Origin of the sequence: Mesorhizobium sp. M1312 (assembly GCF_040318115.1) — a bacterium.
Classification (GTDB): domain Bacteria; phylum Pseudomonadota; class Alphaproteobacteria; order Rhizobiales; family Rhizobiaceae; genus Mesorhizobium.
In genome coordinates this window covers 15,065-38,870 of sequence record NZ_JAMYLQ010000023.1, presented here as the reverse complement: position 1 = coordinate 38,870, position 23,806 = coordinate 15,065, and the positions used below count along the sequence as shown (strand labels likewise).

The 23,806-nt window shown below is 63.1% G+C and carries 25 protein-coding genes; 9 read left to right on the top strand and 16 right to left on the bottom strand.

Translation table 11 applies throughout. The annotated features are described in order from the left end of the window. Positions 1-123 precede the first annotated feature (123 nt). From NKH36_RS23560 to NKH36_RS23545, 4 genes are read right to left on the bottom strand one after another with little or no spacing between them, the layout of a single operon-like run. Entirely contained in the window at positions 124-369 is a 246-nt protein-coding gene (locus tag NKH36_RS23560) for a MoaD/ThiS family protein (protein ID WP_097572157.1), read from the bottom strand. Then, positions 369-2,633, bottom strand: a complete 2,265-nt coding sequence (locus tag NKH36_RS23555; RefSeq protein ID WP_352964792.1) for a xanthine dehydrogenase family protein molybdopterin-binding subunit — start codon at positions 2,631-2,633, stop codon at positions 369-371. The genes NKH36_RS23560 and NKH36_RS23555 overlap by 1 nt, the downstream gene beginning before the upstream one ends. Before the next feature lie 16 nt (positions 2,634-2,649). Continuing rightward, positions 2,650-3,126: a (2Fe-2S)-binding protein gene (locus NKH36_RS23550; RefSeq protein WP_352960709.1), complete on the bottom strand. Its 477-nt coding sequence runs from the start codon at positions 3,124-3,126 to the stop codon at positions 2,650-2,652. After that, positions 3,126-3,986: an FAD binding domain-containing protein gene (locus NKH36_RS23545; protein ID WP_352960711.1), complete on the bottom strand. Its 861-nt coding sequence runs from the start codon at positions 3,984-3,986 to the stop codon at positions 3,126-3,128. The genes NKH36_RS23550 and NKH36_RS23545 overlap by 1 nt, the downstream gene beginning before the upstream one ends. Before the next feature lie 293 nt (positions 3,987-4,279). Here NKH36_RS23545 and NKH36_RS23540 point away from each other — a divergent pair, with 293 nt between their 5' ends. After that, entirely contained in the window at positions 4,280-4,567 is a 288-nt protein-coding gene (locus NKH36_RS23540; protein WP_352960712.1) for a GIY-YIG nuclease family protein, read from the top strand. 334 nt (positions 4,568-4,901) lie between these two features. On the opposite strand, the gene NKH36_RS23535 is transcribed toward NKH36_RS23540, so the two are convergent. Both NKH36_RS23535 and NKH36_RS23530 read right to left on the bottom strand, forming a co-directional pair. Further along, on the bottom strand, positions 4,902-5,843 hold the full coding sequence (locus NKH36_RS23535; RefSeq protein WP_352960713.1) for a hypothetical protein: 942 nt from the start codon (positions 5,841-5,843) through the stop codon (positions 4,902-4,904). Positions 5,844-5,939: 96 nt separating this feature from the next. Next, positions 5,940-6,371 (bottom strand): dihydrofolate reductase family protein, encoded by a 432-nt coding sequence (locus tag NKH36_RS23530; protein ID WP_352960715.1) that lies wholly within the window; start codon positions 6,369-6,371, stop codon positions 5,940-5,942. A gap of 160 nt (positions 6,372-6,531) precedes the next feature. Between NKH36_RS23530 and NKH36_RS23525 the strand changes: the two genes are divergently transcribed. After that, positions 6,532-6,831, top strand: a complete 300-nt coding sequence (locus NKH36_RS23525) for a hypothetical protein (RefSeq protein WP_352960716.1) — start codon at positions 6,532-6,534, stop codon at positions 6,829-6,831. Positions 6,832-7,098: 267 nt separating this feature from the next. Here NKH36_RS23525 and NKH36_RS23520 read toward each other — a convergent pair whose 3' ends face one another. Next, entirely contained in the window at positions 7,099-7,731 is a 633-nt protein-coding gene (locus tag NKH36_RS23520; RefSeq protein ID WP_352960717.1) for a TetR/AcrR family transcriptional regulator, read from the bottom strand. Positions 7,732-7,977: 246 nt separating this feature from the next. On the opposite strand from NKH36_RS23520, the gene NKH36_RS23515 reads away from it, so the two are divergent. From NKH36_RS23515 to NKH36_RS23500, 4 genes are all read left to right on the top strand, one after another. Continuing rightward, entirely contained in the window at positions 7,978-8,535 is a 558-nt protein-coding gene (locus NKH36_RS23515) for a (2Fe-2S)-binding protein (RefSeq protein WP_352960719.1), read from the top strand. Further along, positions 8,532-9,515 carry an FAD binding domain-containing protein gene (locus tag NKH36_RS23510; RefSeq protein ID WP_352960721.1) on the top strand — a complete coding sequence of 328 codons (984 nt, stop codon included), beginning with the start codon at positions 8,532-8,534 and terminating at the stop codon, positions 9,513-9,515. The genes NKH36_RS23515 and NKH36_RS23510 overlap by 4 nt, the downstream gene beginning before the upstream one ends. Continuing rightward, complete coding sequence (locus NKH36_RS23505; RefSeq protein ID WP_352960723.1) at positions 9,512-11,833, top strand: xanthine dehydrogenase family protein molybdopterin-binding subunit; 2,322 nt, start codon at positions 9,512-9,514, stop codon at positions 11,831-11,833. The genes NKH36_RS23510 and NKH36_RS23505 overlap by 4 nt, the downstream gene beginning before the upstream one ends. 110 nt (positions 11,834-11,943) lie before the next feature. Beyond that, entirely contained in the window at positions 11,944-12,684 is a 741-nt protein-coding gene (locus tag NKH36_RS23500; RefSeq protein WP_352960725.1) for a 2OG-Fe(II) oxygenase, read from the top strand. A 179-nt stretch (positions 12,685-12,863) separates the two neighbouring features. Here the strand turns inward: NKH36_RS23500 and NKH36_RS23495 are convergent, their stop codons facing one another. The 4 genes from NKH36_RS23495 to NKH36_RS23480 all read right to left on the bottom strand — a co-directional run bounded on the left by NKH36_RS23495 (position 12,864) and on the right by NKH36_RS23480 (position 15,345). Further along, on the bottom strand, positions 12,864-13,085 hold the full coding sequence (locus NKH36_RS23495; protein ID WP_502912097.1) for a helix-turn-helix domain-containing protein: 222 nt from the start codon (positions 13,083-13,085) through the stop codon (positions 12,864-12,866). Between the two features lie 209 nt (positions 13,086-13,294). Further along, the gene (locus tag NKH36_RS23490; protein ID WP_352960763.1) at positions 13,295-14,065 is read right to left on the bottom strand and encodes a pseudouridine synthase; all 771 of its coding nucleotides are present in this window, start codon (positions 14,063-14,065) and stop codon (positions 13,295-13,297) included. 26 nt (positions 14,066-14,091) lie between these two features. Then, on the bottom strand, positions 14,092-14,766 hold the full coding sequence (locus tag NKH36_RS23485) for a GntR family transcriptional regulator (protein WP_352960730.1): 675 nt from the start codon (positions 14,764-14,766) through the stop codon (positions 14,092-14,094). A 357-nt stretch (positions 14,767-15,123) separates the two neighbouring features. Beyond that, positions 15,124-15,345 carry a hypothetical protein gene (locus tag NKH36_RS23480; protein WP_127314739.1) on the bottom strand — a complete coding sequence of 74 codons (222 nt, stop codon included), beginning with the start codon at positions 15,343-15,345 and terminating at the stop codon, positions 15,124-15,126. Positions 15,346-15,633: 288 nt separating this feature from the next. Between NKH36_RS23480 and NKH36_RS23475 the strand changes: the two genes are divergently transcribed. Beyond that, positions 15,634-15,897 carry a metal-sensing transcriptional repressor gene (locus tag NKH36_RS23475; RefSeq protein WP_352960732.1) on the top strand — a complete coding sequence of 88 codons (264 nt, stop codon included), beginning with the start codon at positions 15,634-15,636 and terminating at the stop codon, positions 15,895-15,897. Beyond that, positions 15,894-16,919 (top strand): cation diffusion facilitator family transporter, encoded by a 1,026-nt coding sequence (locus tag NKH36_RS23470; RefSeq protein ID WP_502912096.1) that lies wholly within the window; start codon positions 15,894-15,896, stop codon positions 16,917-16,919. The genes NKH36_RS23475 and NKH36_RS23470 overlap by 4 nt, the downstream gene beginning before the upstream one ends. Positions 16,920-16,945: 26 nt before the next feature. On the opposite strand, the gene NKH36_RS23465 is transcribed toward NKH36_RS23470, so the two are convergent. From NKH36_RS23465 to NKH36_RS23445, 5 genes are all read right to left on the bottom strand, one after another. Then, on the bottom strand, positions 16,946-17,383 hold the full coding sequence (locus NKH36_RS23465) for a YybH family protein (RefSeq protein WP_352960734.1): 438 nt from the start codon (positions 17,381-17,383) through the stop codon (positions 16,946-16,948). Between the two features lie 494 nt (positions 17,384-17,877). Continuing rightward, a complete protein-coding gene (locus NKH36_RS23460) occupies positions 17,878-18,819 on the bottom strand; it encodes a Csu type fimbrial protein (RefSeq protein ID WP_352960736.1) in 942 nt (313 codons plus the stop codon). Positions 18,820-18,830: 11 nt separating this feature from the next. Then, on the bottom strand, positions 18,831-21,050 hold the full coding sequence (locus NKH36_RS23455; protein ID WP_352960738.1) for a fimbria/pilus outer membrane usher protein: 2,220 nt from the start codon (positions 21,048-21,050) through the stop codon (positions 18,831-18,833). Between the two features lie 196 nt (positions 21,051-21,246). Beyond that, the gene (locus tag NKH36_RS23450) at positions 21,247-21,969 is read right to left on the bottom strand and encodes a fimbrial biogenesis chaperone (RefSeq protein ID WP_352960740.1); all 723 of its coding nucleotides are present in this window, start codon (positions 21,967-21,969) and stop codon (positions 21,247-21,249) included. Positions 21,970-21,996: 27 nt separating this feature from the next. After that, positions 21,997-22,494: a Csu type fimbrial protein gene (locus NKH36_RS23445; RefSeq protein ID WP_352960741.1), complete on the bottom strand. Its 498-nt coding sequence runs from the start codon at positions 22,492-22,494 to the stop codon at positions 21,997-21,999. Positions 22,495-22,932: 438 nt separating this feature from the next. Between NKH36_RS23445 and NKH36_RS23440 the strand changes: the two genes are divergently transcribed. Next, the gene (locus tag NKH36_RS23440) at positions 22,933-23,643 is read left to right on the top strand and encodes a hypothetical protein (RefSeq protein ID WP_352960743.1); all 711 of its coding nucleotides are present in this window, start codon (positions 22,933-22,935) and stop codon (positions 23,641-23,643) included. Positions 23,644-23,806: the final 163 nt, after the last annotated feature.

Genomic DNA, 23,806 nt, shown 5'->3' with positions numbered 1-23,806 from the left:
TGCCACAACCGCGGCCTGCAGCGTGTTCCCCGCCGATGTCTGCTATGGGCAGGGCAAAGTCACACGCTACGGCCGACATGCGGCGCAAAGCTGCCATTCTTTATACCGCGCGTTCTCCCCCCATCACCCTCCAGCCAGCCTCGGCAGCAGGAAAATCTCCGCCCCCGGCGGCAGTTCCTTCGACCACGTATCCCGATAGATCGTCCCGTCGATCGCTACCGCAATGCCCTTCTCGATCAAGGGCTCGAGGCCGGGATACTGCTCAGCCAGCTTCCTGAACAGCTCCCTTATGTCCTTGGCCTCGATCTCGACCTTGCTCTTGCCTCCGGCGAGCGCGCCAAGCGATCCCCAGAGCGTCACTTCGACCATCAGTCTCCCCGTTCCGCCTCGATCGCCGCGAGAATCCGCGGCGGCGACATCGGGATATGCGTCATCCGCACGCCCGCCGCGTTCGACACCGCATTGGCGATCGCCGCCAGCGGCGGCACGATCGAGGTCTCGCCGACGCCACGCACCCCGTAAGGATGGTTGGGGTTCGGGATCTCGAGGATCTGCGTGTCGATCATCGGCAGGTCAGAGCAGACCGGGATGCGGTAGTCGAGGAAGCCGGGGTTCTGCAGCCGCCCGTCCTTGCCGTAGATGTACTCTTCGTTGAGCGCCCAGCCGATGCCTTGCGCCGCACCCCCCTGGTACTGCCCCTCGACATAGGTCGGGTGCACCGCCTTGCCGGCGTCTTGCACGACTGTGTAGCGCAGGACCCTCGTGGCGCCGGTCTCCGGATCGACCTCGATATCGCAGATGTGGGTGGCGAAGGAGACGCCGGCGCCGTCGGCGACGAGCTCGCTGTGGCCGGCGATCGGCCCGCCCGTCTTTCCTGACGCGGCCGCGATCTCCCTGAGGGACAGCGCCGCAAGGTTGCCGTACTTCTCGCCTTTGGCGATGGCATAACCCTTTTCCCAGACCACGTCGTCGACGGGAATGTCCCACATCTGCGCGGCGCGTTCCCGCAGAATCTTAATGGCGTTGCGGGCGGCCGAGATCGTCGCCATGGAGGAGGAGAAGGTGCCGCGGCTGCCGTCCGTCATGTCGTTGTAGCCGAGGCTGGAGGTGTCGGCCACCACGGCCTTGACCTGCTCATAGGCGATGCCGAGTTCCTCCGCCGCCACCAGCGACAGCGACGCGCGGGAACCACCGACATCGACCGTTCCGACGGCAAGCGAAACCGAGCCGTCCATGCCGATGTTGAGGTCGGTGCAGGTCTGGCCGCCGAAGTTGAACCAGAAGCCGCAAGCCATGCCGCGGCCCTGGTTCTTGCCCAGCGGTGCCTTCATGTGCGGATGGTTCTTCGCCGCTTCGAGCGTCGGGCCGATGCCGATCGGGCCATATACCGGACCGTAGGACGATCTAGTGCCTTCCTGGGCGGCGTTCCTGATCCGGAACTCGACCGGGTCCATGCCGATCTCCTTGGCCAGCTCGTCGACCGCGCTTTCCACCGCAAACGCCGCCATCGGCGCCGACGGCGCGCGATAGGCCGCCGTCTTCGGCCGGTTGACCAGAACTTCGTAGCCAACCGTGCTGACGTTCTCGAGCCTGTAGCAGGCGAACGCCGTCATGGCGCCGATCTCAGCCCACATGCCGGCATAAGGGCCACAGGAATAGCGCAGTGTCGCCTCGGCCGCGGTGATCGTGCCGTCCTTGCGGGCGCCGATTCTGACGTCGATCGAGGTGGCGCTGGTTGGGCCGGAGGCGCGAAACACCTCGTCGCGCGTCATCACCAGCTTGACCGGCCGGCCGGCCTTGCGCGACAGCGCCAGCGCCACCGGCTCGGCCCAGACATGGGTCTTGCCGCCGAAGCCGCCGCCGATCTCCGACGAGGTGACGCGCAGCTTCGAGGCCTCCATGCCAAGAAGTTGGGCGCAATGCTGGCGATAGACGAAATGGCCTTGCGTGCAGACCCAGAGATCGGCGGTGCCGTCGGAGCTGACATTAGCCACGCAGGCATGCGGTTCGATATAGCCCTGGTGCGTCTGCTCGGTTTTGAAAGAACGTTCGACGACGAAATCGGCATGGCCGAAACCTTCATGGATGTCGCCGTGGCCAAACTGGGTGCGCTTGGTGACGTTGGAAGGCTTGACGGGCTTTTCCTCGAGGCCCTCGGTGAAAATGGCATCGTTGAGCAGGGGTGCCGTGTGCTTCATCGCCTCGTCGACATCGACCACATGCGGCAGCACTTCATAGTCGACCTCGATCAGCTTCAGCGCCTGCCTCGCCGTGCGGGCGTCGACCGCGGCGACCGCGGCCACGGCATGGCCGTCATAGAGCGCCTTCTTGCGCGCCATGCAGTTGTCGAGGATGTCGTACATGGCAGCATCGCCGTCGGTGAGGTCGGGCAGGTCGGCCGCGGTGATCACCGCCTTCACGCCGGCGAGCTTCTCCGCCTTGGAGGTGTCGATCTTCCTGATTGTGGCGTGGGGGTGCGGGCTTCTCAGAACACGCCCGACCAATTGGCCGGCCATATTGAAGTCCGCGCCATAGCGCGCGCGGCCCGTGACCTTGTCGACGCCGTCGGGGCGGAGGGGACGCGTGCCGACGGAGGTGAAATTGCGTCCGGAATAGCGCGGATCGAAGTTCATCGTCATGCTCCCTTCATCACGCTTGTTTCATTACGATGGCGGCGTCCTGGACGGCGCGCACGATCTTGTCATAGCCGGTGCAGCGGCAGAGGTTCCCGGCAAGGCCGAAGCGGATTTCCTCCTCGGTCGGGTCGGGGTTCTTGGCCAAAAGGTCCTTCGCCGCGATCAGGAAGCCCGGCGTGCAGATGCCGCATTGAAGCGCTGCGTGCTCGAGGAACTTCTGCTGCAGCGGATGCAGCCTGTCGCCATGCGCCATGCCCTCGATGGTCTCGACGCGCCGGCCTTCAGCCTCCGCGCCAAGCACCAGGCACGAGCACACCAGCCGGTCGTCGAGGATGATGCTGCAGGCGCCGCAGTCGCCGGTGCCGCAGCCTTCCTTGGCGCCTGTCAGCCCGAGGCGGTCGCGCAGCACGTCAAGCAGCGTCTCGTCCGGTTGGCAAAGGTACTCGATAGTGTCGCCGTTGATTGTCGTTGAGACTGCTACACCAGCCATCATTTGCCTCCTGCGCGTGCATAGGCGGTCGTGGCGGCCCGCCTGGCCAGCACGCCCGCAACTTTTCTTCTGAACTCGACGGTGCCCCGCTTGTCGTCGATGGGGCGGCAGGCCCCGGAGCAGACCTTGGCGAGCCGCTCCAGTGCTGCTTCGTCCAGCTTCCTGCCGATGAGGGCCTCGGCCGCCTCTTCCACCAGCAGCACCGTCGGCGCCACGGCGCCCAGTGACACGCGGGCCGATTTGACGACCCCTTGCTCATCGAGCGTCAGGTTCACCCCGGCGCTGACCACGGCGATGTCCATCTCCGTGCGTGGAATGAAACGCAGATAGGCATCGCCGGAGCGGGGGGCGCGCCTGTCAAGCAGGATCGCCTCGACGATCTCTCCCTTGGCGAGCGACGTCTTGCCTGGCCCGGTCGGCACGGCTTCGACGGGAACCGTGCGCCTGCCTCCTGGCCCGATAATCAATGCCCTGGCGCCGGCGGCCACCAGCGCCGGCACGCTGTCGGCTGCCGGCGAGGCGTTGCAAAGATTGCCGACGATTGTGCAGCGTCCCTGCACCTGCTTGGAGCCGATCAGCTTGGCCGCTTCGACGACGCCCGGCCATTCCCTCTTCAAGGCCGCGCTCTCTCCCATCAGGGCGCAGGAGACCGCAGCACCGATGACGAAGCCCTCCGCCGTTTCCCTGATCTCGCCCAGTCCGTCGATCGCCTTGATGTCGACGATCAGGTCGGGCTCGATAAAGCCGCCTTTCATCCTCACCAGGAGGTCGCTGCCTCCGGCGAGAATGGCGGCCGTGCCGGTCGACCCGGCCAACTGGCCAACGGCATCTTCCATTGAAAGCGGACGTATGTAGCGCATCGTCTCCCCTTGATCATCGCAATCCTGTCGGCCTCTTATAGAGCCTTGGATCGGAATGGTCATCCGGTTCTGCATCAGCAGCGATTAGGCCAGGCGTCGCAAAACAAATGGCAACATTCCACCATCTCTGACGCTGGTGATTAGCCACAGGCCCATGCCTTCGTCATCCCAGGGCGGAGCAAGGAGCGAAGCGACGCGCGCAGACCCTGGGATCCATGCCGTGACATCAGCCGAAGAATGCAGCAGCTCAGGACAGCGCTTGTCTCCGCAACTGCGCTCGTTACCGTTCAGCCATGACCGGCTATGCCTACATGACCGCGAGCCAGAAGCACGGCACGATCTACATCGGCGTCACCAACGATCTCGGCCGCCGCTTGCCGGAGCACAAATCAGGCCAAGGCTCGCGCTTCACCAGCCGCTACGGTGTGCAGCGTCTTGTCTGGGATGAGGAACATTTCGACATTCGAGATGCCATCCAGCGCGAGAAGTCGCTGAAGCGCTGGCCGCGCCAATGGAAGATCGACCTGATTGAGAAGACCAATCCAGAGTGGTTCGAGCTTTTTCGCGGAACGGGGTGGTAGCACTCGGTTCTGGTCCGCTGGAGCACTGCCGCGAGGTAACGGCATGGATCCCAGGGTCTGCGCCGCGTCGCTTCGCTCCTTGCTCCGCCCGGGGATGACGAAGGGAGGGACGCATCAGCCAATCATAGAGGTTTGCGATTCGCCACTGACGGGAATTATCGATGCTGCCGATCGCCGACCTGTCTAAATCACTGTCCAAGGAACTACTCGCCGTCAGACGCCGGCTCATGGCTGCTTTCCACCTATCTCGGCGATTGGCGGCAGCCGGCTGATCGAGTTTCGACTTAGAGCGACGGACCTCAAGTCGAACCGCGCTTGCCGGCGTGTTCTCAACTCAGGACGCCGGGTCGAACTGGAGCAATTTGAAGCAATCGCCGCTTCCCGACTTCAACTGCGTCAAGAAGCGTTTCGACCGGTCGATCCATTCCTGGTGCGACTTGGCATCGGCCTCGATCTCGTTGACCGGTCCAAGGTTGACGAAGCTGCGCCCCTTGCTGAAAAGCCAGCACGCACGGCCGAGAAGTCTCCTGCTGCGCTGGCGCAAGAGGTCGGCATCATAAAAGATGTCGAGCACCTCCTGCTTGATCTTTGCCTCCTTTTCAGGATTTGCGATCGCAACCGCGATCGAGTCTCCGCCGATCGCATCCTGCAGGTCCTTGTAGTCGAGGGCGAGCTGAGTGGTGGCATATTGGATCTCGCTCTCGTCCCGGACGATGTTGAACCACAGCGCGGGATCGAGTTCGTTGACGACGAACGACGCTTCGAAATCGCGCGATAGATTCAAGATATCGAACGCTTGAACCTCGACGTCGCGCTCAACCAAAAGGATCTCGGCGACCTGCTTGCCGAGTTCCGCCCCGTGTGCGCTGATCGCGGCATTCGTTCCACCGAGTTCCGGGCTGATGTAGGGACCGCCATCATCCAGCAGCGCATCGAATTCGCCAAGGTATTCGACGACGGCAGCGCCGCGAGCAATGCGCGCGGCCAGTTTGGCGAGAACCAGCTGGAGCTCCGTTTCGCGTTTGCGCTGGTCCTGATAATTCTGCTGGAAAAAGAAGATGAACAGAGAAACGCCAATACCGATCAGGATCACGCCAAGCTGGGAAAAGATGTTGCGATAATATTCCAGCAGCTTTTCACGATGGCGCATATCGTGGCGCACGCTGTGTGCCACACGAATATTAACGATCAGCGAAAGGATCAGGAGCCCGGCACCAACGAGGATGAGGCCGCCGATGAGGAAATAGCCGTGGCCTGAGAAGGTGCTGAAATCCATGCGTTTTGCCAGCTCGCTGAAGCCCGAGACCGCGCAGACTAATACCTTTCGGCGTCAACACCTACATGTTCGTAGGGGGCGTCAACATCCGAGCCTTCATTGGTCGCTGTGATTTCTGGCAACGTTGCCACCTCCCATAAGCCATCTTGCATCGAACCAGCGGTCTGCCGGCCCGTCATAGGGCAGCCGGGTGACGTCCCAGTGGCTGACGAAGCGTGCGTAGGCGTCCCACACCGGTGGACCGCCGCCGATGAAGACGACACGGCCGGCAAAGCGCCGGAGCGTGTCCTCCGGATCCATGCTGGAGCGAACGACGACAAGTTCCCGATCCGCGCGAGCAAAATCCGGAATGCTTGCGATCGTCTTGGGACCGGCAAGCAAGACGTGCCCTCTCGTGAGGTCGAAAAATCGTGCAACGTCGGCGACGAACTCCGGCGACCGGTTGCCTTCCCATGGGAGGCGGCCTTTGAGGCCGAGCTGCCCCGCCTGGCCGATGGCACAGACAACCCTAACGACAGTCTTCTTCATGAGTACTCCACCGATAGCCGGTCTGATCCCATAGCGACGTTTGCATGTTATGCGGCGCGACGTGTTTCAGTAAGGCAAACGCGGCATAGCAAGGTTGCAGCGGGTGCCGAACGACCTCCGAAGAGCGCGCTCGCCTAATACTTTAGTTGTAATTGCTCGCGTGTTTGATATCGTGACGGCGGGAGGAATTCAAATGGCAGTGGAGTGCACATCCGCGCCCCATATGGGCGTCTTTTCAACCATTGAACTGGATCTCTTGAGGGGTGTGGTTCGGGAAATTTTGCGGTCCGGCGAGGCGGAGCTTGACAACGAGGACGCCGAAATGATCGCGCGCGTGGTCATCGCAACCTACAAGGACGGCGCCTCGGGTCGCGAGGAATTGCTTGAAGCCGCGCGGATTGCCGCCAGGCGATGCGCTCTCGACCATTTTTACGATCGAGCAGTCGGCTTGTTCGCATAGGATTTCGCATCTGACGCAATTCAGGGGCGGAGTTGCTCGTTCTTGCTCCGCTGGCATCCCGCGCACCGGTGCGGAGCCAGGTGCCAGACTTCTGATCAGAGGGTCCGAAGCTCATCGGCCGATGATTTGAAATAGCCTTGGCCTGAGAAGGTGCTGAAATCCATGCGTTTGCCAGCTCGCGGAAGCCCGAGACCGCAGAATTATTCCGCTTCAACACCTACATGTTCGTAGGAGGCGTCAACATCCCAGCGCCGCGCTTTCGGCGGTTCACCCGCCATCCTCCGTGGACTTGCCAGCCCCAAACCGCAACCCGTCCATCAGCAGCGATACCAGCCGGCGCGATCGGTCGCGCCAGTCGTCGGTATCGGGTGCCGAATAGATTCCGCCGAGCGCGTGCAGAACGTCGGAACTGTCGACGTCGCTGCGGATCGAGCCGTCGGCCACCGCCGCTTCGATGAGCTGCCGTAAAGCGAGTGTCACCCGGCCGGACATGTCCGAGAACAGGGTTGAATTGGTGTTGAGCAGGATACGCAGGCTCGTGGCCAGCCCACGCTTGGTAGCGATGTAGTCGACGAAGCGCTGCATCCATTGTTCCAGCGCGATATCAGGTGGATGGTGAAGGGCAAGCTCGTCTGCGGCCGCGCACAGGCTTTCGACTTCGCGCCGGTAGACCACCTCGACCAGATGCTCGCGCGTCGAAAAATGCCGGTAGAGCGTGCCGATGCCGACGCCGGCCTGGCGCGCGATCTCCTCCAGTGAGGTATCGACGCCATGCGTGGCAAAGGCCACTGCCGCGACCTCGACCAGCGCGTCGCGGTTGCGCTGCGCATCGGCGCGCAGCGGTTTTGCCGCTGTCGCGTCGGGCTTGTCTTTGGCGGTTACGGGCGGCTGCGAAGCCAAATTTTTTCTCCACTGCGAATACGGGGCTTGAACCTGCGTGGATCAGCCCCCACGTAATAAGCGGAGGCGCCTCCGTTTAGTGGAGCACCTTTATCATATAATCAGGGGAACCGGTATGTCACCTCCTTCCAGCCTGAAAGCCGTCACCCGTGCCCCTTTCAGACCGAGCCATAAGGTGACCTTGCCGCTCGCCGGCCGGGCACCAGATCACCCCCTCCGCGTCAAGCAACTGGAGCCAGGCGCCCCATGACACGCAAAACCCGAATTCCTATCCAACTTCAGATCAACGGCCATCACCATGAACTGGAGGTCGAGCCGCGCGTCACGCTGCTCGACGCCTTGCGCGACCATCTCGGCCTGACCGGGACCAAGAAAGGCTGCGACCAGGGCCAATGCGGCGCCTGCACCGTGCATGTCGACGGCCAGCGCGTGCTGGCCTGCCTGACGCTCGCCGTCCAGGCCGAGGGCAGGGCGGTCACATCAATCGAAGGGCTTGCCGACGGCGACGGCACACTGCACGCGGTGCAGGCCGCTTTCCTCGAACAGGACGCCTTCCAGTGCGGTTACTGCACGCCGGGCCAGATCATGTCGGCGGTCGCCTGTATCCGCGAGGGCCATGCCGGTTCGGATGACGAAATCCGCGAATACATGGCCGGCAATCTCTGCCGCTGCGGCGCCTATCCGCACATTGTCGCCGCCGTGCGCCAGGCGGCACTGGAGGTTGCGTCATCCATGCAGACAGCGTCATCCATGGAGACCGCGTCATCCATGGAGACCGCGTCATCCATGGAGACCGTGTCATGAGGGACTTTTCATATCTGCGCGCAAACTCCGTCGATGCGGCGCGCCAGGCGGCGGCGCTGCCCGGCGCCATGCTGCTGGCCGGCGGCACGACGCTCATCGATCTCGCCAAATGCGGCGTCGCCGAACCCGAGACCGTGGTCGACATCACCCATCTCAAGGGGCTGGATAGGATCACGGTCGACGACCGGGGCGCCATGATCGGCGCGCTGGCAAGAATGAGCAGCGTCGCCGACCATGCCGATATCAAGAGCCGGTTCCCCGCCGTCTCGGAAGCGCTGTGGCAGGCGGCCTCGGCGCAGCTCCGCAACATGGCGACCATCGGCGGCAATCTGATGCAGCGCGCGCGCTGCCCGTATTTCCGCGACCCGGCGAATTTTCCGGCCTGCAACAAGCGTTCGCCCGGCAGCGGCTGCTCGGCCATCGGCGGCGTCACCCGGGGCCATGCCGTGCTTGGCACCAGCGAAGCCTGCATCGCTACCTATCCCGGCGATCTGGCGACGGCACTGGTCGCCTTCGATGCAACAGTCCATCTCGGCGACCGCCAGGTCGCGGTCGACGACTTTTTTCTGCTGCCTGGCGACACGCCCGACAGGGAGCATACGATCGAGCCAGGCGAGATGATCACCGCGATCAGCATTCCTGCTTCCGCCGCCGCAGGACGTTCGACCTATCTGAAGGTCAGCGACCGGCAATCTTACGAATTCGCCGCTGCAAGTGCCGCCGTCGGCATCGAGTTCGAGGCCGACGGACGGACGATCCGGGACCTGAGCGTGGCGCTGGGCGGTGTCGCCACCAAACCGTGGCGCGCACGGGCGGTGGAAGAGGCGCTGAAAGGCAAGGTGCTGGAGGCTGATATCGTCAAGCAAGCCAGCCTGCTCGCCATCGAGGGCGCCGTCGACCACGGCGCCAACCGCTACAAGATCGAACTGGCGCCGCGCGTCATCGCCCGCGCCATCCTCAAAGTGGGAGAAACGGCATGACCGTTCATGACGTCAGATCAAGACATGGTGATCCGAAAAGGGGCGACGCTTCGGACGGCACCGTCTTCGCGGAGGCAGTGGGCGGGCGGCTGTCGCGCGTCGATGGCCCGGCCAAGATCACCGGTGCCGCAAAATACGCAGTCGAGCAGCAGCTCGAAGGGCTCAGCCATGCTGTTCTCGTCGAGAGCACGATTGCCGCCGGCAAGGTGCGTTCGATCGACAAGGCCGCCGCTGAAAGCGCACCCGGCGTGCTGCTGGTGCTGACGCCGGACAATGCGTTGCGCCTCAACACGGCAACGGACTGGCTGGGCACGCCGCCGCCGGACGCACCCTATTGCCCGCTGGCGCGCGACATCACCTTCAGCGGCCAGCATGTCGCGGCGGTGGTGGCAGAGAGTTTCGAGCAGGCCGTCGCGGCCGCAGCACTGGTCAAAGTCGTCTATGACGAGACGCCGGCAATCGTCGATCTCGACGATCCAAAGGCCGGCGACGGCATTCCGATCGATACCATGACCAAGGAATGGGGCGATGCGCGAGCGGCTTTCGCCGCCGCCCCAGTGCGGATCTGCGCCGCCTACAACACGCCGCGCGAATACCAGGCACCGATGGAGCCGCATGGCCTGATCGCGCAATGGCAGGGCGACCGGCTGACGGTGTGGGAGCCCAGCCAATGGCTCGACGGCATGGCCCGGACCTATGCCGAATGGTTTGGCGTGCCGTTCGAGAATGTGCGCCTGGTCTCGCCCTATATCGGCGGCGGCTTCGGCTCTAAGGCGTTCGCCTACGGCTACGGCGCGATGGCGGCGATGGCCGCGAAAATGCTGGGACGGCCGGTGAAGCTCGCGGTCACCAGGCCGCAGACCTTCACCGCCTATGGCGGACGGGCGGCGACACGCCAGACGGTGGCGCTCGGCGCCGACGCAGAGGGACGGATCCAGTCGATCGTGCAGCGCGGCGTCAACGAGACTTCGGTCGACGGCATGTGGGTTGAGCCGCTCGGTTCGGTCACCTCGATCATGTATGCGACGCCGAATTTCTCGTCGAGGCAGAATGTCGTGCGGGTGAATACGGTGGTGCCGGGGGCATTGCGCGCGCCTGGCGAGAACCCGAGCGCCTTCGGCATCGAAAGCGCGATCGACGAACTCGCCTATGAAGTAGGCATCGATCCGCTGGAAATCCGGCTCAGGAACTATGCCGAACAGGATCCGGAGGCGAAAAAGCCGTGGTCGACACGGCAGCTGCGCGAGGCTTTCGCTGCCGGTGCCGAGGCCTTCGGCTGGTCGGGGCACACGGCAGAGCCGCGCTCGATGCGCGATGGCAACCAGCTGATCGGCTGGGGCGTTGCCGCCGGCACCTATCCGGTGCGGCGCGCCTATGGCGAGGCGATGGTGCGCATTCTCGCTGACGGCTCGGTCGAGGTCGAAAGCTCGAGCATCGACATGGGGCAGGGCACCTATACGATCCTGGCGCAGACCGCCGCCGAAGTGGTGGGCGTGCCGGCTGAGAACGTCGTGGTGAAGCTAGGCGACTCCCGCTATGCCCGCGCCGGCGTCACCGGCGGTTCGCGGCTGGCCGGTGTGATGACGGGCGCCGTGCACAAGGCGGCGACTGCCGCCCTCGATGAGTTGGTCGGGCTGGCGATCAGCGATCCAAATTCGCCGTTCCATGCGCTGCAGGCCAACACGCTGGTCGTTGCCAATGGCCGCATAAAGTCGCCGCGTGGCGAGGGCCCTGAGGTCTCGATCGCCGAGCTGCTCGGCAGCGTCGGACGCGAGCAGATCGAGGCGATGGGCGACACCACGCCGGCCCATTGGACGGCGGAGGATCGCTACAAGAATAATACGACCATCGCGATGGCGCTGTCGCACACCGAGGGCGACTATTCCCGCCACAGCTGGTGCGCGCATTTCGTCGAGGTGCGCGTCGACGAGGACTTTGGCACGGTTCGCGTGTCGCGCGTGGTGTCGGCGCTGGATTCGGGCCGGCTCTACAATCCCAAGCTCGCCGAAAGCCAGTGGAAGGGCGGCATCATCATGGGCATCGGCCAGGCGCTGCTCGAGGAAGGCATCGTCGACCGCCGTCACGGCCGCATCGTCAACAACAACCTGGCCGACTATCTCATCGCGACCAATGCCGACATTCCCGACATCGAGGTGATCTCGGTCGGCATCCCCGACCCGCATTCCTCGGCGCTCGGCGGCAAGGGAGTGGGCGAACTCGGCATCGTCGGCGTGGCGCCAGCGATCGCCAATGCGGTGTTCCACGCCACCGGCAAAAGAGTGCGGGACCTGCCGATCACGCTGGAGAAGCTGATTTAAGCTTCAACGCCCGTTCTCCGCCACAACAACGCCATTGGCAGGAAACGGGTGGTTTGCAGGCGCTACTTCACCCATCTCTGATGGCAGAAGAAGCCAGAGGAGGCAAAGCCATGACCATACACACGGTTCCGGCAGCAGCGGTCCGATCGGCGGAAGCGCGGGTCGCCGGCTATGACTGGCAGGCATTGGCCGAGGAGATGAGCGGCTATGGCTGCGTCGTGATGGAAAAGCTGCTGACGCCGGAAGAATGCCGGGAGATCGCCGGGCTCTATCCCGACGAAAGCCATTTCCGCAGCCATGTTCACATGGCGCGGCATGGCTTCGGCAAGGGCGAGTATCGCTACTTCCGCTATCCCTTGCCCGAGCTGATCGGCGGCTTGCGCACCGCGCTCTATCCGCGCCTTGCCGCGGTCGCCAACGACTGGAACGAGCGCATGGGCATCGCCCAGCGCTACCCGGATGAACACGCCGCGTTTCTCGAGCAATGCCACGAGCAAGGCCAGACGCGGCCGACGCCGCTCCTGCTGCAATATGTTGCCGGCGACTTCAACTGCCTGCATCAGGATCTCTACGGCGACCTTGCCTTCCCGCTGCAGGTCGCAATCCTGCTGTCCGAGCCGGATAAGGATTTCACCGGCGGCGAGTTCGTGCTGACCGAACAGCGTCCGCGCATGCAAAGCCGCGCCGAGGTGGTGCCGCTGCGTCAGGGCGACGCCGTCGCCTTCGCGGTCCACAATCGTCCGGTCCAGGGCAGCAAAGGCAGCTACCGCGTCAATCTCAGGCACGGCGTCAGCCGGCTTCGCTCCGGCATGCGCCATACGGTGGGCATCATTTTCCACGACGCGAAGTAAAGGTGTCGTAGACTTCGAAGGCCTGCGTTGAGGCGACAGGGCAGCTTCATGCTAGGGGGTCAGTTGTCGGAGTCGGCGCCGCCCCTCATCGTCCTGCCGTTGTCCAGTTGGTAGATGGGTAACACTTTGAACCGGATACATGGGTTACAGTTTTCTCCCTGTGCTGTCGGCCGCAGCGCCTAGCGGTTTGGTTGGCGCGGCGCTGCGGCGGACGACGGCGCCCGTGGCAGATCATGCAAACCTTCCGGGCCGAGCGCGCGATAGCGACTAAGCCATTTGTAGCCGGTCTTGCGCGATATGCCGTAGGCCACACAAAGCTCGCTCATCGTCTCCTCATCTGCAAGGCAGTCCACAACAAACCGAAGCCGCTCGTCCATGATGCCAGTCTCTTGCCAAACCATCGCCGGTCCTCCCGGCGTACAAGAAACTGTCACCCATGCAATCGGTCCATTCTGTTACCTATCTATCCGGTTCGGACACCGGGCACTTCTCCCCGTATAGTGACGGGGAGAAGGGAGCTGGCGGCGACCGTGGTGGACATTCTGCAACGCTGGCGATTGGCCTGCCGCCCGGCGGTGCGGCTCTTGCCGGGTCGCTTCGGCATCTTCACTCAGGCCGCAAACAGCGCCAGCTCTTCGGCGGTGAGGTGGCGTGCCTTGCCCTTGGCGAGCTCGCCGAGCTGCAATGGGCCGATCGCCACCCGCACCAGGCGAAGCACCTCGACATCCTGCGCGCCGAGCAGCCTGCGAATGTGGCGGTTGCGGCCCTCATCGAGGGTGACTTCCAGCCAGGCGGTGCTGGCGCCGCTGCGCAGGATGTCGATCGACCGCGCCGTCAAATCTTCGCCGTCAACCGTCGCGCCGGCGCGCAACCGCGCCAGCATGGCCTCGTCGGGCAGGGCGCCGATCTGCACGTGATAGATCTTGGCGACGTGCGAGGCGGGATCGAGCAGGCGCTGGGCGAAGCGCGTGTCGTTGGTCATCAGGAGCAGGCCTTCGCTGGCCTTGTCGAGGCGGCCGACCGGCGACACGAAGGGCAGGGCGAGTTCTGCCAAGCAGTCATAGACGGTGCCGCGGTCCTGCGGATCGTCGCGGGTGGTGACCAGGCCGCGCGGCTTGTTGATCATCAGATAGACCTTGCGCTCGGCGACGACGCGGCTGCCGTCGACCTCGATGCGGTCGCGGCCGGGATCGACGCGCATCGAGCCGTTGCGCACCATTTTGCCTGCGACCCGGACGCGCCCTTCGGCGACCAGATTCTCGGCCTGCTTGCGCGAGCACAGGCCGAGTTTCGACAAGGCACGACAAAGGCTGACGCCTGGGGGACTGACGCCTGGGTTAGGCGAGGGGCGTTGCCGGCCTGTGTTCGGCCGTGACGTCATCGTCTTGCGTGGCCGTTCCGGCAAGTTCAGGACTTTCCCGCCAGCCCATCTCCAGCGTGGGCGAGTGTTTCCATGCCGTCTCCGAGGTGCTTTCGCAAGACGCGGACGGCCGCCTCGGCATCGCGGTGGCGGCAGGTCGTCAACAGGTCGCGACGCTCCGACTGCGAGCGGCTGCGATAGTTGAGGTTCGACAGAAGAATGCGAACGTAGCGGTCGGCCGCATTGTGGTGGGCTTCGATGAGGCCAAGCAGCCGGGCGTTGCCGCAGGCGCTGTAAAGGGCCAGGTGAAAGGCACGGTTCAGCGTTCCCCAGCGGCCGACATTCGGCTCGGCATCGATCTGTTTGAGCACATGGCCGGCCTCGTCGAGCTTCTCGTTGCCGAGGTTGGGGACCGAGAGCCGCAGCGCTTCGCTTTCGAGCAGTGCGCGGACCGCAAGGATCTCCCTGATCTCGGTAGCGTCCATCCTGGCGACATGCGCGCTCTTGGTCGGATGGGTCGAAACGATGCCTTCGGCTTCGAGCTGGCGAAGCGCGTCGCGGACCGGCATGCGGCTGAAGCCGAAGCGCTCGGCAAGGACGTCCTGGCGCAGCGGGGTGCCCGCCGCCAAGCTGCCCTCGGCGATGGATTCACGCAGCACATTGGCCACCTGTTCCGCCACCGTCAGCGGTTTCTGCATCAAGACGTCGCCAAGTCCGCGCAATCGGTTCTCCCTGTCAGGTGAACCTTGCCTAACAGAAACCCGCCAAGGTGGATATGTGGATTCTCGTATACGAGTATCCGAACGTGGTGTAGTCGACGGGGTGCCGGTGATGCGGCGCGACGCCGCTGATGTCGCGGAATCATGGGCCGGCCCGGCCGGCGAACCTGCTGCGCGGCTTCCGTTCCGTCTGCTATCCGCTGTGTTTGAAAAATCCTGGCGCTCTACCGGACGGACCCCGTCTCGGTGGCCGAGCGCCAGGACATTTGCAGCGTGTCAGGAAAGCGGTCGGCAGTCTCAGGCGCGCCGCTTCCCTGGCTCCGACGTGGTGCCTGGCTGATCGCCGAGGCGCCACGATCGTCAATTCGACCTGGGGTCGTCCAGCGTCTCGACGACGAAAGACGCGGCAATCAGGTCGTCGGCATCGAGCCGCAGGGAGCCTTCACCTCCTCCCATAACGGCGGCGACCTTCTGAAAGGTTTTCATCTCGTGCTCGGTAATCCGGGCGCTTTGCATCCTGGCTTTGAGATCAGCGACACGCAGCCCCAATGTGTGGGACGTTCCAATTTCACGGTTCGACATGACAATATGCTCCTCCCCAACCCATGCTTTTGCCTCCCCGCCGGTATTCGCCTTCACCTTTGCCTAAACATAAGGCATCGCGAATACAGCGCCCCGAACGCGTGGTGCGAGGGAAGGTTCCAGCGCAACACGGTCACGAAATGATACGGGCCGGCCGGCGGGCTACCCGTAAAAAGGTGGCAGGTCGCTGGGCGCGCTGACGGTTTTCTTCAACCGATAGGATACACAGCGGAAAAGTGGGCTCAGAATAATTGACTCTATCCTCCCGGGGAGGATACGAAAGCAGGCATGTCTAAAGGCGTCCACCGTTCGCATCCCGCTATCGTGAAGCGCCTGAAGCGCGCGCAAGGCCATCTTGCGGCGGTGCTGGCCATGTTCGACGCGCGTCGTCCTTGCGTTGATCTGGCGCAGCAACTCCATGCCGTGGAAAGCGCCATCAGCAGCGCAAAGCGCGAGCTGATCCACGATCATATCGAGCACTGCCTGACCGACACCGCCGAAGCGGGCGACAACTCGCTGGCGGAACTCAAGCAACTGGCGAAATACCTGTGAACAGTCAAATACCTGTGAGCAGTCTCGGCGCGCGCATTCTCGACTGGTTCGGGTTCGGGGTGCGCGATCATGCCGTACATGGTCACCACCGCGGCTCGCATGGGCATAGCCACGGGGTCATCGATGCGACCATCGCGACGACCGACCGGGGCATCTGGGCGATAAAATGGTCGTTTGTCATCCTGGCAATCACCGCGGCGATGCAGATGGTCGTGGTCGCCCTGTCGGGCAGCGTGGCGCTGCTGGCCGACACGATCCACAACATCGGTGATGCCACCACCGCCATTCCGCTGTGGATCGCCTTCCTGCTGGCCCGGCGCAGGCCGTCGCCGACCTTCACTTACGGCCTTGGCCGGGTCGAGGACCTGGCCGGGATTGTCATCGTCGGGATCATCCTGTTCAGTGCCGTTGTCGCCGGCTACCAGGCCATCGACCGTTTGATCAATCCACGAATGGTGACGCATCTGGGCTGGCTGGCGGCGGCAGGCATTGTTGGTTTTTTCGGCAATGAGGCCGTCGCGGTGTTCCGCATCCGCGTCGGCCGGGAAATCAACAGCGCCGCACTGATTGCCGACGGCTATCACGCCCGCACCGACGGCCTGACCAGCCTTGCCGTGGTCATCGGGGCGATCGGGGTCTGGCTCGGTTTTGCGCTGGCCGACCCGATTGTCGGCCTGCTCATCACGCTTGCGATCTTCGGCATCGTCTGGCAGTCGGCCCGCTCGATGCTGACCCGCATGCTCGACGGCGTGGAGCCTGATGTCATCGGCGAAATCCATCATGCGGCCGCGCATGTGCCGGCAGCGCGCATTGTCGAGGCCAAGGCGCGGTGGATCGGTCACAGGCTGCACGCCGACATTGCCATCGCCGTCGAGGAAAGCCTGCCGGTCTGCGAAGCGAAGAAGATCACGGCGGCGCTGGAAGACGAGCTGTTCGAGCACATGCCGGCGCTTGCGGCGGCGAATATAAGATTGGCGAGCGCGGATGCGGATCGTGCTCACGGCGAACACGACAGGAACTAACGGTCGAGGTCCAACCAGAACCGCGCCTACCAGCGGAGTACCGAATCGGCCGGCTGAGCCGTCGTTATCGGATCGGCATGACGATGCACAATCTTCCAGAGACCGTCTTCTGGGCGAAAGACGCTCGTCACGCGTAACGCAAGAGGGGTGACATCGCTGCAACCGCCAACCTTGGACCTGAGCCGTTCTACTTCGACGAGGTATGCCAGCTCAGACGTCACACACTTCGCTACGTTCTCGAAGCCGGTAGCGTCGCCGTCCCTGTAATTCGATGCTGCTTGCTCCATCGTCTCAATGACCTGCTTCCATCCATGCGCGAAAGGGCCAAAGGGATTTCCCAGTGTTACATCGTCTCGTTGGGAAAAGAGCTTCTTCGCAGGCGCGGGGTTTCCTTTCATGAACTCATCCAGAGCCAGGTGGTATTTTTCAACTGCTTGATCGAAGTCATTGGCGTCGAGGGACACGTCATCCTCCCTGTCGTTTCATTTCTGATCCGGATTGGCGACTCCCGCAGGTTAACATTCTGCAGCGGTGAGGCATTTCCCCAACTGCGGCGCAGTGTAGGTTGGCGTGGTCAGTATAGCACGGCGCGGGACAAGTTTTCGCGACGGCGTTTTGAGACGGCTCGGTAATGACCGCTCAAATTGCGCGTCAAGATTCACTTGCCCGCTCATCGGCTGGTCCGCTCACTGGCTGCCGATCACCATGCGGTTGCCCTCGCTGGCGAGGCTCCTGTTCCTGCGCGAGACCCTAGCCGGCTGCCGTGCCTGGGGATTGTCGCGGTGATTGCCGCTGCCTTCGTTGCAGCCATGACAAGGCCGGTGCCGTCGCCCGAACAGGGTTCGCTGGGCGTCGGACCGCGATAGGATCCGCCTTTTGAACAGCCAGGAAACGCGTTCCTGCAGGCGCGCGTGCGCTGGGCTGTGACAAGCCTAGACCGACGACGCCCGGCAACAAGTCAATAGGTGACTGTGACCACCACAGTGTCGGTGTAGGTACCAGGGGGCGGCGTCGATTGCGCCGGCACGCGGCCATAGACGGGCAGGTTCTGCGTCGCGCCTGCGCCGACGCCTGCAAGGGTATCGGTCCCGATGGTTCCACCCCAGGGCTGACTGCGCGCGGCATCCTTGTAGAGGCCGTAGGTCACGGCCTGACCGCCGAGCGTCATGCGCCGAGCCGTCGGACTGGTGCCGCTTAGCCCGTTGTTCAAGCCGACATTGTAGGCCGTGCCCGGTGTGCAGGTAACGCCGACGCCGCCGATCCCGTCGACGGCGGCGTCGAGCACGCCGTGATTGCCGAAGTTGATGTTCTGCGCCGTCACGCTGCAGTTGGCGGCAACGTTGGCCTGGACCGAAAAAGTGGCACGTCTGAAAGAACCACCGACCGAGATCGCGCAGTTGAAAGTGGCAACTTCGCCGTAGATGATCCGGGTCTGAGAGCCTGAAAACTGCGACGTGTAGAGGCCTGCCCCGACGCTCAGCTGGTTCCCCAGCACCCTGGCATAGATCGTCCGCGTCGCGGAAACGGAGCCCCCAACCGATGTGGTGAAATCAAACGTTGGCGGCGATCCGAGCGAGGAGTTTTCTGCCGAGCCCCAGGGTATGGTCCGTGCGGCGTCCTGGTAAAGGTTGTAGAACAGCGCTGTGCCCGCAAAGCGCATATGCCGGATGCCGGCGGTCGCGCCTTCCGACCCGGCGTTGAGGTTGGGGCAGACGCGCACGAAGCCGGAGACGACGCTGGTGCAGTTGATGTTGAGCGTGGCCGTGGTATCGACCGGCGACCCGGTAAGGACATCGACATTGCCGAAATTGACGTTGGTCACGCTGAACGTGCAGTTGGCGGCATTGGCGGCAACCGGCGCCAGGAAGAGAAACAAGAGGAAAAGAGCCAGACGGAGCATTTTGGGTGTCCTCATTGCGTCGCGCGACAGACTGCATCGGGAATGGTGACCTGCTCGCCGTCGCGCGGATTAAAGACAAACTCAGCCTTGCAGCGGCCGCGGGTCGGCTGATCCACCACGATGCGGTTTTGGGCGCCCAGCCTCTTGATGAAAGCCTGCCCGTCATAGCCGACGACAAAGCTCGCAGAGGTGCCTTCGACCTGTCCGGCCGCACCCGTCTCAACGAATTCGCCGTCCTCATCGCGAAGTGTGACCAGTGCAGCCTGGACATCGGTCTCTACATCGAACTTAACCACGGTTCCGCTGCGGTCAGTCGGAACGGTGACTTCGCGGGTGCCGCCGACCGTTGCATCGACCGGCAGGTTCGTGGGGTCGATCGTGATCTGGTTGGGTTCGTAGGAGCGCAGGCCCGGCACCAGCAGCTTGCCGCGGCGATTGGTGCGGCCGGCCGGCCGGTTTTCATACTGCACCTCGATATCCGGAACACCGGCATCGACCACCGCGAAGGCGTCGTTGATGCGATTGGAAAAGAAGACGTCGCGGCCGGCGAAGACGACCGAACCGTCGGCCTGGGCCGTTGCGCGGAATTGATCCTCATACTGCCCGAGGCTTGCCTCGAAGCGAGCAAAAGGCGCGCGATAGCTGACGGACGCCGCACGCTCTGTGTAAGCGCCTGCCGTGTCACGGAGCCGCCAGCCGACGCTGCCGATCTCGGCGCTTTCGGCCTTCACTAGATCAGTCGTGACCGATGTCCCGTCGGAGTCGGAGGAAACGCCGGTCGAAGCATAAATGTCCTCGCCGATCGGGATGGAAACGCCGGCAAAGACACCGAACGACTCCTCATCCGCTAAGTCCTTAAAGGCTGTGGCAAAGAGCGATGCCCTGCCGATTGAACGGTTGAAGGAGAGGCCGAGGATCTGCGAGCGGTCGCCCTCGACCGTCTCGAGCTGGGTGTAGCTGAAATTGAGCGTCGAAGGATCGAATTTCAGGGGAACCGAAACAGACACCTGGTCGAGCGAACGCGGCGGTGCGGCGCTGTGGACGTGGAAGTCATCATCGGGCAACAGCGGCGGGAGAGGATCCACAGTGACCGCAGCAATGTCGTTATAGTCTCCGAACGTGCGCTGCGTTCGCGCAAAAAAATGCAGGTCCCAAAGCTCGAACTCGACACTGCCTGAGACCTGAAATCCCGTCTGCCCGTCGTAGCTGCTTCCTGACACCGCGAGTGATCCCACACCGTAAGGGCCGATGCCAAACACAGTGCCGGTGCCGCCATTGATGAGCCCCCCGCCGCCTTCGGCATGGCCTTCGAGGGTCAGCCAGTCGGTTAGTCCGTAGCGAAGCGTGCCCGAGGCCATGAAGCGCCCGTCATAGTCGTCGGATTCGACGCCATAGAACCGGCGGGCAAAGCCGGCTTCCGCCGAATAGTCCCAAAATCCAGACGCCAAAAGGTCGGATGATGCGAAAAACGGCGTTTCGGAAACCGTCTCCCGTCCGAGCGCGTCGCGCACCACGACACGCGCCGTTCCGCTTCCCGTCACCACCGGCAAATTGGTGATCTGGAATGGGCCGGTCGGAACCTGCTCGGACAGGCGACGGGCATTGTTGACATAGATGTCGACCGTCGATGGAACGGCCGCGGAGCCGGAGAGTTCGGGCAGAGGCATGGTTACGAGATCCGGCCTCAGGCCGAAGTTGCGCTGGATCTGCAACCCGCCCAGCCGCGTCGGCCGGGTCCAACTCAAGCCGCCCGTAATCACGTCGCCCGCGCGAAACGTGGTCAGCCATTTGGGGTTCGAATATGACCAGGTCGTGTCGAGGCGGGTCGAGCCGTAGAGTTCGTCCGGCGAGCTGCTGGCGACATAAGAGCTTGCGAACACGCCGAACGGACTGAATGCGCGACCTTCAAACCATCCCGACGCGCCCTCGAAGGCCCACATGTCATCGACGCCGTCACCCCCGGTGCCGGCGAACAGCGTGTAGTTAACCAGCGCGCCGAGGCTGCTTTGAGGGTTTCCGGTGGAAGTCTCGTCCTGAGCACGCTCATGGGCATCAATGACGCGCGCAGAACGCGCGTCATACTCGACGGTGAAATGGATGGTCTGGACGGTTTCGTCGAACTCGAAGGAAACGAGGGGAAGCTTGGCTATGTCGATCAGCCCATCCGGCCGCATGGCTTCTTCGCCGGGTTCGATGCCGACATTGCGCAACTGGACCGGTTCGATTGCCAAGGTCCCGTCGGCGTCCTGCCGGAAAGACGCGACGAGGTCGGTCGACGTGCCGTTGATGAACACCTCCAGTTGAAGGTGGCGAGAGACGCTGACGGGTGTTGCCCCTGCACCAGGGCCTGTTGCTGCGGGAATCGATTCAGCGAAAGCTGTTGAACCTTGCAGCGCAAGGAGCCCGATCGACACCAAAAATGGAGCACTAGCCGCCCGTAAGGCGTGCGGTAGCATCAAAAGGTCCTGCTTCGCTGTCCGCCGAGATTGTCACCGAACCGGACAGCCGGCCGCGGCCGGTGGTCGGGACAAACCACTTCGCAGTAGAGTTCCCGAGTGCATAGCCAACCAGTCCCTCGCGGCGCGCCACGGCCTTACCGCCGCTGCTCAGGGCGAGGTTCGATACTTTGAGCCGCATCGATCCCCGGTTGCGGACGGTGACGAGATAACCACCCCGCTTTTGCTGCACGCTCCAAGTTGGAGATGCCCCTGGGGCGTCGGTGGTGGCGAAGAACACGGGTATCGAGTGGCGCACCACCAGAACGACCGTTCCGGCCACACGGCGGGACGGATCCGGCAGCTCGTCCACGACCAGCCGATAGCTCTCTTCTCCGTTGACGGGCCGTTTCGAGGTTCGGACGATCCGGATCAGATTTTCGCCCCCGGGCCGAAGCGTCGTGATCGGCGGACTGGCCACCACATCGTTCGTCACCTCGTAGGCATCCTCCCCGTTTTTCTGGGTCCAGCGAAGAACACGGACCTGCACGTTGATTGGTCGGCGCGCATCGTTCCAGATTCGGATGGTCGAGGCGGCCGTCGGCGCCCTGAGGTCGAGCACGACAGGTGCGACGCGCAGCGACGCGGCTTGCGCAATGCCTGCAAACTCAAGGGCGGCTGCAAGACATGCGACTATGACGGCTACTAACCGCATTTCCCCTCTCCCTAGTCTGGGTATGGCTTAGTAGGTCAAGGTCACAGTGATGACGTCGGCATACGTGCCGGCCGTGGGGGTATCCTGCACTGGCACCTGACCATAGACGGGGTAAGTCTGCTCGGCGCCGGTTCCGGTACCCGCCAAGGTGTCCGTTCCGATCGTATCGCCCCAAACATCGGCATGGCCGGCATCCGTATAGAGGGAATAGGCAACCGTTTCCCCACCCGTCCCGGTCATCTGTCGGGCTGCGACGGTAGCGGTAGCGCCCGTTCCGGCATTGAGCCCGATGTCGTAATCCGTTCCATTGGTGCACTGAACGGCGATGGCGCTCGATGCTTCGACCGCGGTGTCGATCACGCCCGATGCGGGGAAATTCAGATCGCTCGCCGAATTGATCTGACATTCAGCGTTGATGGTGATTTGGACATTGAACTGAGCGGTGGGTGCCTGAGCAAGAGCCGGTGAAACGAGCAGCGCTGAAGCCGCAAAAGAACCAGCAAGGCAGAGAAGGTAGGGCCGCATGCGATCTCCATTCAAAATGCCGGACGAAGGATCACAAACGAGGCGACCTGAAAACCGGCAATCCACCAACCCACCCTACCTGCATCTGTATCATACACGCATCCGTTGCAAAGGATCTATTCGGCATTGTTCACAGTCATGGCTAACAGAGTCTTATTGCTGGTAGTCGTGGATCACGTTGCAGTTTTTCCCGCGGCGTTTGCGGGCTTGGTCCGCTAATGTGTTGCGCAGACAAGGGTGAGAAAGAGTAGGCCCGGAAAGGATCTCAAGCTTTTTTCACAATTTGTATTCAAATTGATTGAGAATATTTTGCTGACCGTAAGTTACAATCCGAAACATAGTTCCTTTTTAGTAATCCAAAAACCCTTTGAGTTCGTTGTTGCTAATGTAGCAAGCATTCGAACTGCTACTGTGAGGTAGCTACCAAAGGAGAGTGTCATGGCAAATGTCGTTAAGCGTCTCGCCACAGCTTTAGCCGGTGGTGCACTTGTTTTATCTCTGTCTTTCCCTTCCAGCGCAGGCGGCATTAGCGTCGGCGCCGGCGCATCAGTTGGGGGCCGAGGTGGCATAAATGCCGGTCTCGGCGCCTCGATCGGCGGTAGCAGCGGGGTGAATGCCGGTGCCGGTACATCGATAGGCGGCAAGAAACGCATTACCGCGGGTGTCGGCGCTTCGATCGGCGGCCGAAGTGGGGTGAATGCCGGCGCCGGTGCATCGATTGGCGGCAGCAAGGGCGTTACCGCTGGTGCCGGCGCCAATGTGGGCGGCACTGGTGGCGTCTCGGCTGGCGCAGGCGCAAACATAGGCGGCACTGGTGGGATCACTGCCGGCGCGGGCGCAAATGTAGGCGACTCCGGCGGCATTACAGCGGGTTTGGGTGCCGATGTGGGGGGCACGGGCGGTGTCGGCGTGGGTGCCGGTGTCGGCGTTGGAGGCGCAAGCCTTCTCGGTACACCGGGCACCCCTGGAACGCTGGGGGCTCTTGGAACAGCCGGGGCGCCGAGCACTCGCAGCGTGCCGAGCGTGGTCGCGCAATTGTCCAGCAGCCAGTTGACGCGCATGAAGAAGCGCTGTGTCGACGTGCTCGGGAGCGGCGGCACATACGATCGCGACCTGCGTGAGCTTTGCCTGCTGATCGCGCGCCGCTGAGGAGACGCGCAAACGAGGGTGTCGCATCGGCCGTGGAGGCTAGACAACACTCTCCTGGTCTTGCGGCCGGCCCGCCACTCGCAAGGTGGCGGGCTTCTCGCGGTCAGGGTCGCTGCGCTGAGCGGCTGTGATGTAGATGTACGGGCAGCGCTGACGGTCGCGA

What these genes read in the sequence shown, in the direction of transcription:
- NKH36_RS23500 (WP_352960725.1), top strand. Translation starts at nt 11,944, where the DNA reads ATGACCATACACACGGTTCCGGCAGCAGCGGTCCGATCGGCGGAAGCG.
- NKH36_RS23505 (WP_352960723.1), top strand. Translation starts at nt 9,512, where the DNA reads ATGACCGTTCATGACGTCAGATCAAGACATGGTGATCCGAAAAGGGGC.
- NKH36_RS23460 (WP_352960736.1), bottom strand. Translation starts at nt 18,819, where the DNA reads ATGCTCCGTCTGGCTCTTTTCCTCTTGTTTCTCTTCCTGGCGCCGGTT.
- NKH36_RS23490 (WP_352960763.1), bottom strand. Translation starts at nt 14,065, where the DNA reads ATGACGTCACGGCCGAACACAGGCCGGCAACGCCCCTCGCCTAACCCA.
- NKH36_RS23440 (WP_352960743.1), top strand. Translation starts at nt 22,933, where the DNA reads ATGGCAAATGTCGTTAAGCGTCTCGCCACAGCTTTAGCCGGTGGTGCA.
- NKH36_RS23445 (WP_352960741.1), bottom strand. Translation starts at nt 22,494, where the DNA reads ATGCGGCCCTACCTTCTCTGCCTTGCTGGTTCTTTTGCGGCTTCAGCG.
- NKH36_RS23475 (WP_352960732.1), top strand. Translation starts at nt 15,634, where the DNA reads ATGTCTAAAGGCGTCCACCGTTCGCATCCCGCTATCGTGAAGCGCCTG.
- NKH36_RS23540 (WP_352960712.1), top strand. Translation starts at nt 4,280, where the DNA reads ATGACCGGCTATGCCTACATGACCGCGAGCCAGAAGCACGGCACGATC.
- NKH36_RS23480 (WP_127314739.1), bottom strand. Translation starts at nt 15,345, where the DNA reads ATGTCGAACCGTGAAATTGGAACGTCCCACACATTGGGGCTGCGTGTC.
- NKH36_RS23515 (WP_352960719.1), top strand. Translation starts at nt 7,978, where the DNA reads ATGACACGCAAAACCCGAATTCCTATCCAACTTCAGATCAACGGCCAT.
- NKH36_RS23530 (WP_352960715.1), bottom strand. Translation starts at nt 6,371, where the DNA reads ATGAAGAAGACTGTCGTTAGGGTTGTCTGTGCCATCGGCCAGGCGGGG.
- NKH36_RS23495 (WP_502912097.1), bottom strand. Translation starts at nt 13,085, where the DNA reads ATGGTTTGGCAAGAGACTGGCATCATGGACGAGCGGCTTCGGTTTGTT.
- NKH36_RS23560 (WP_097572157.1), bottom strand. Translation starts at nt 369, where the DNA reads ATGGTCGAAGTGACGCTCTGGGGATCGCTTGGCGCGCTCGCCGGAGGC.
- NKH36_RS23550 (WP_352960709.1), bottom strand. Translation starts at nt 3,126, where the DNA reads ATGGCTGGTGTAGCAGTCTCAACGACAATCAACGGCGACACTATCGAG.
- NKH36_RS23555 (WP_352964792.1), bottom strand. Translation starts at nt 2,633, where the DNA reads ATGAACTTCGATCCGCGCTATTCCGGACGCAATTTCACCTCCGTCGGC.
- NKH36_RS23535 (WP_352960713.1), bottom strand. Translation starts at nt 5,843, where the DNA reads ATGGATTTCAGCACCTTCTCAGGCCACGGCTATTTCCTCATCGGCGGC.
- NKH36_RS23510 (WP_352960721.1), top strand. Translation starts at nt 8,532, where the DNA reads ATGAGGGACTTTTCATATCTGCGCGCAAACTCCGTCGATGCGGCGCGC.
- NKH36_RS23545 (WP_352960711.1), bottom strand. Translation starts at nt 3,986, where the DNA reads ATGCGCTACATACGTCCGCTTTCAATGGAAGATGCCGTTGGCCAGTTG.
- NKH36_RS23450 (WP_352960740.1), bottom strand. Translation starts at nt 21,969, where the DNA reads ATGCGGTTAGTAGCCGTCATAGTCGCATGTCTTGCAGCCGCCCTTGAG.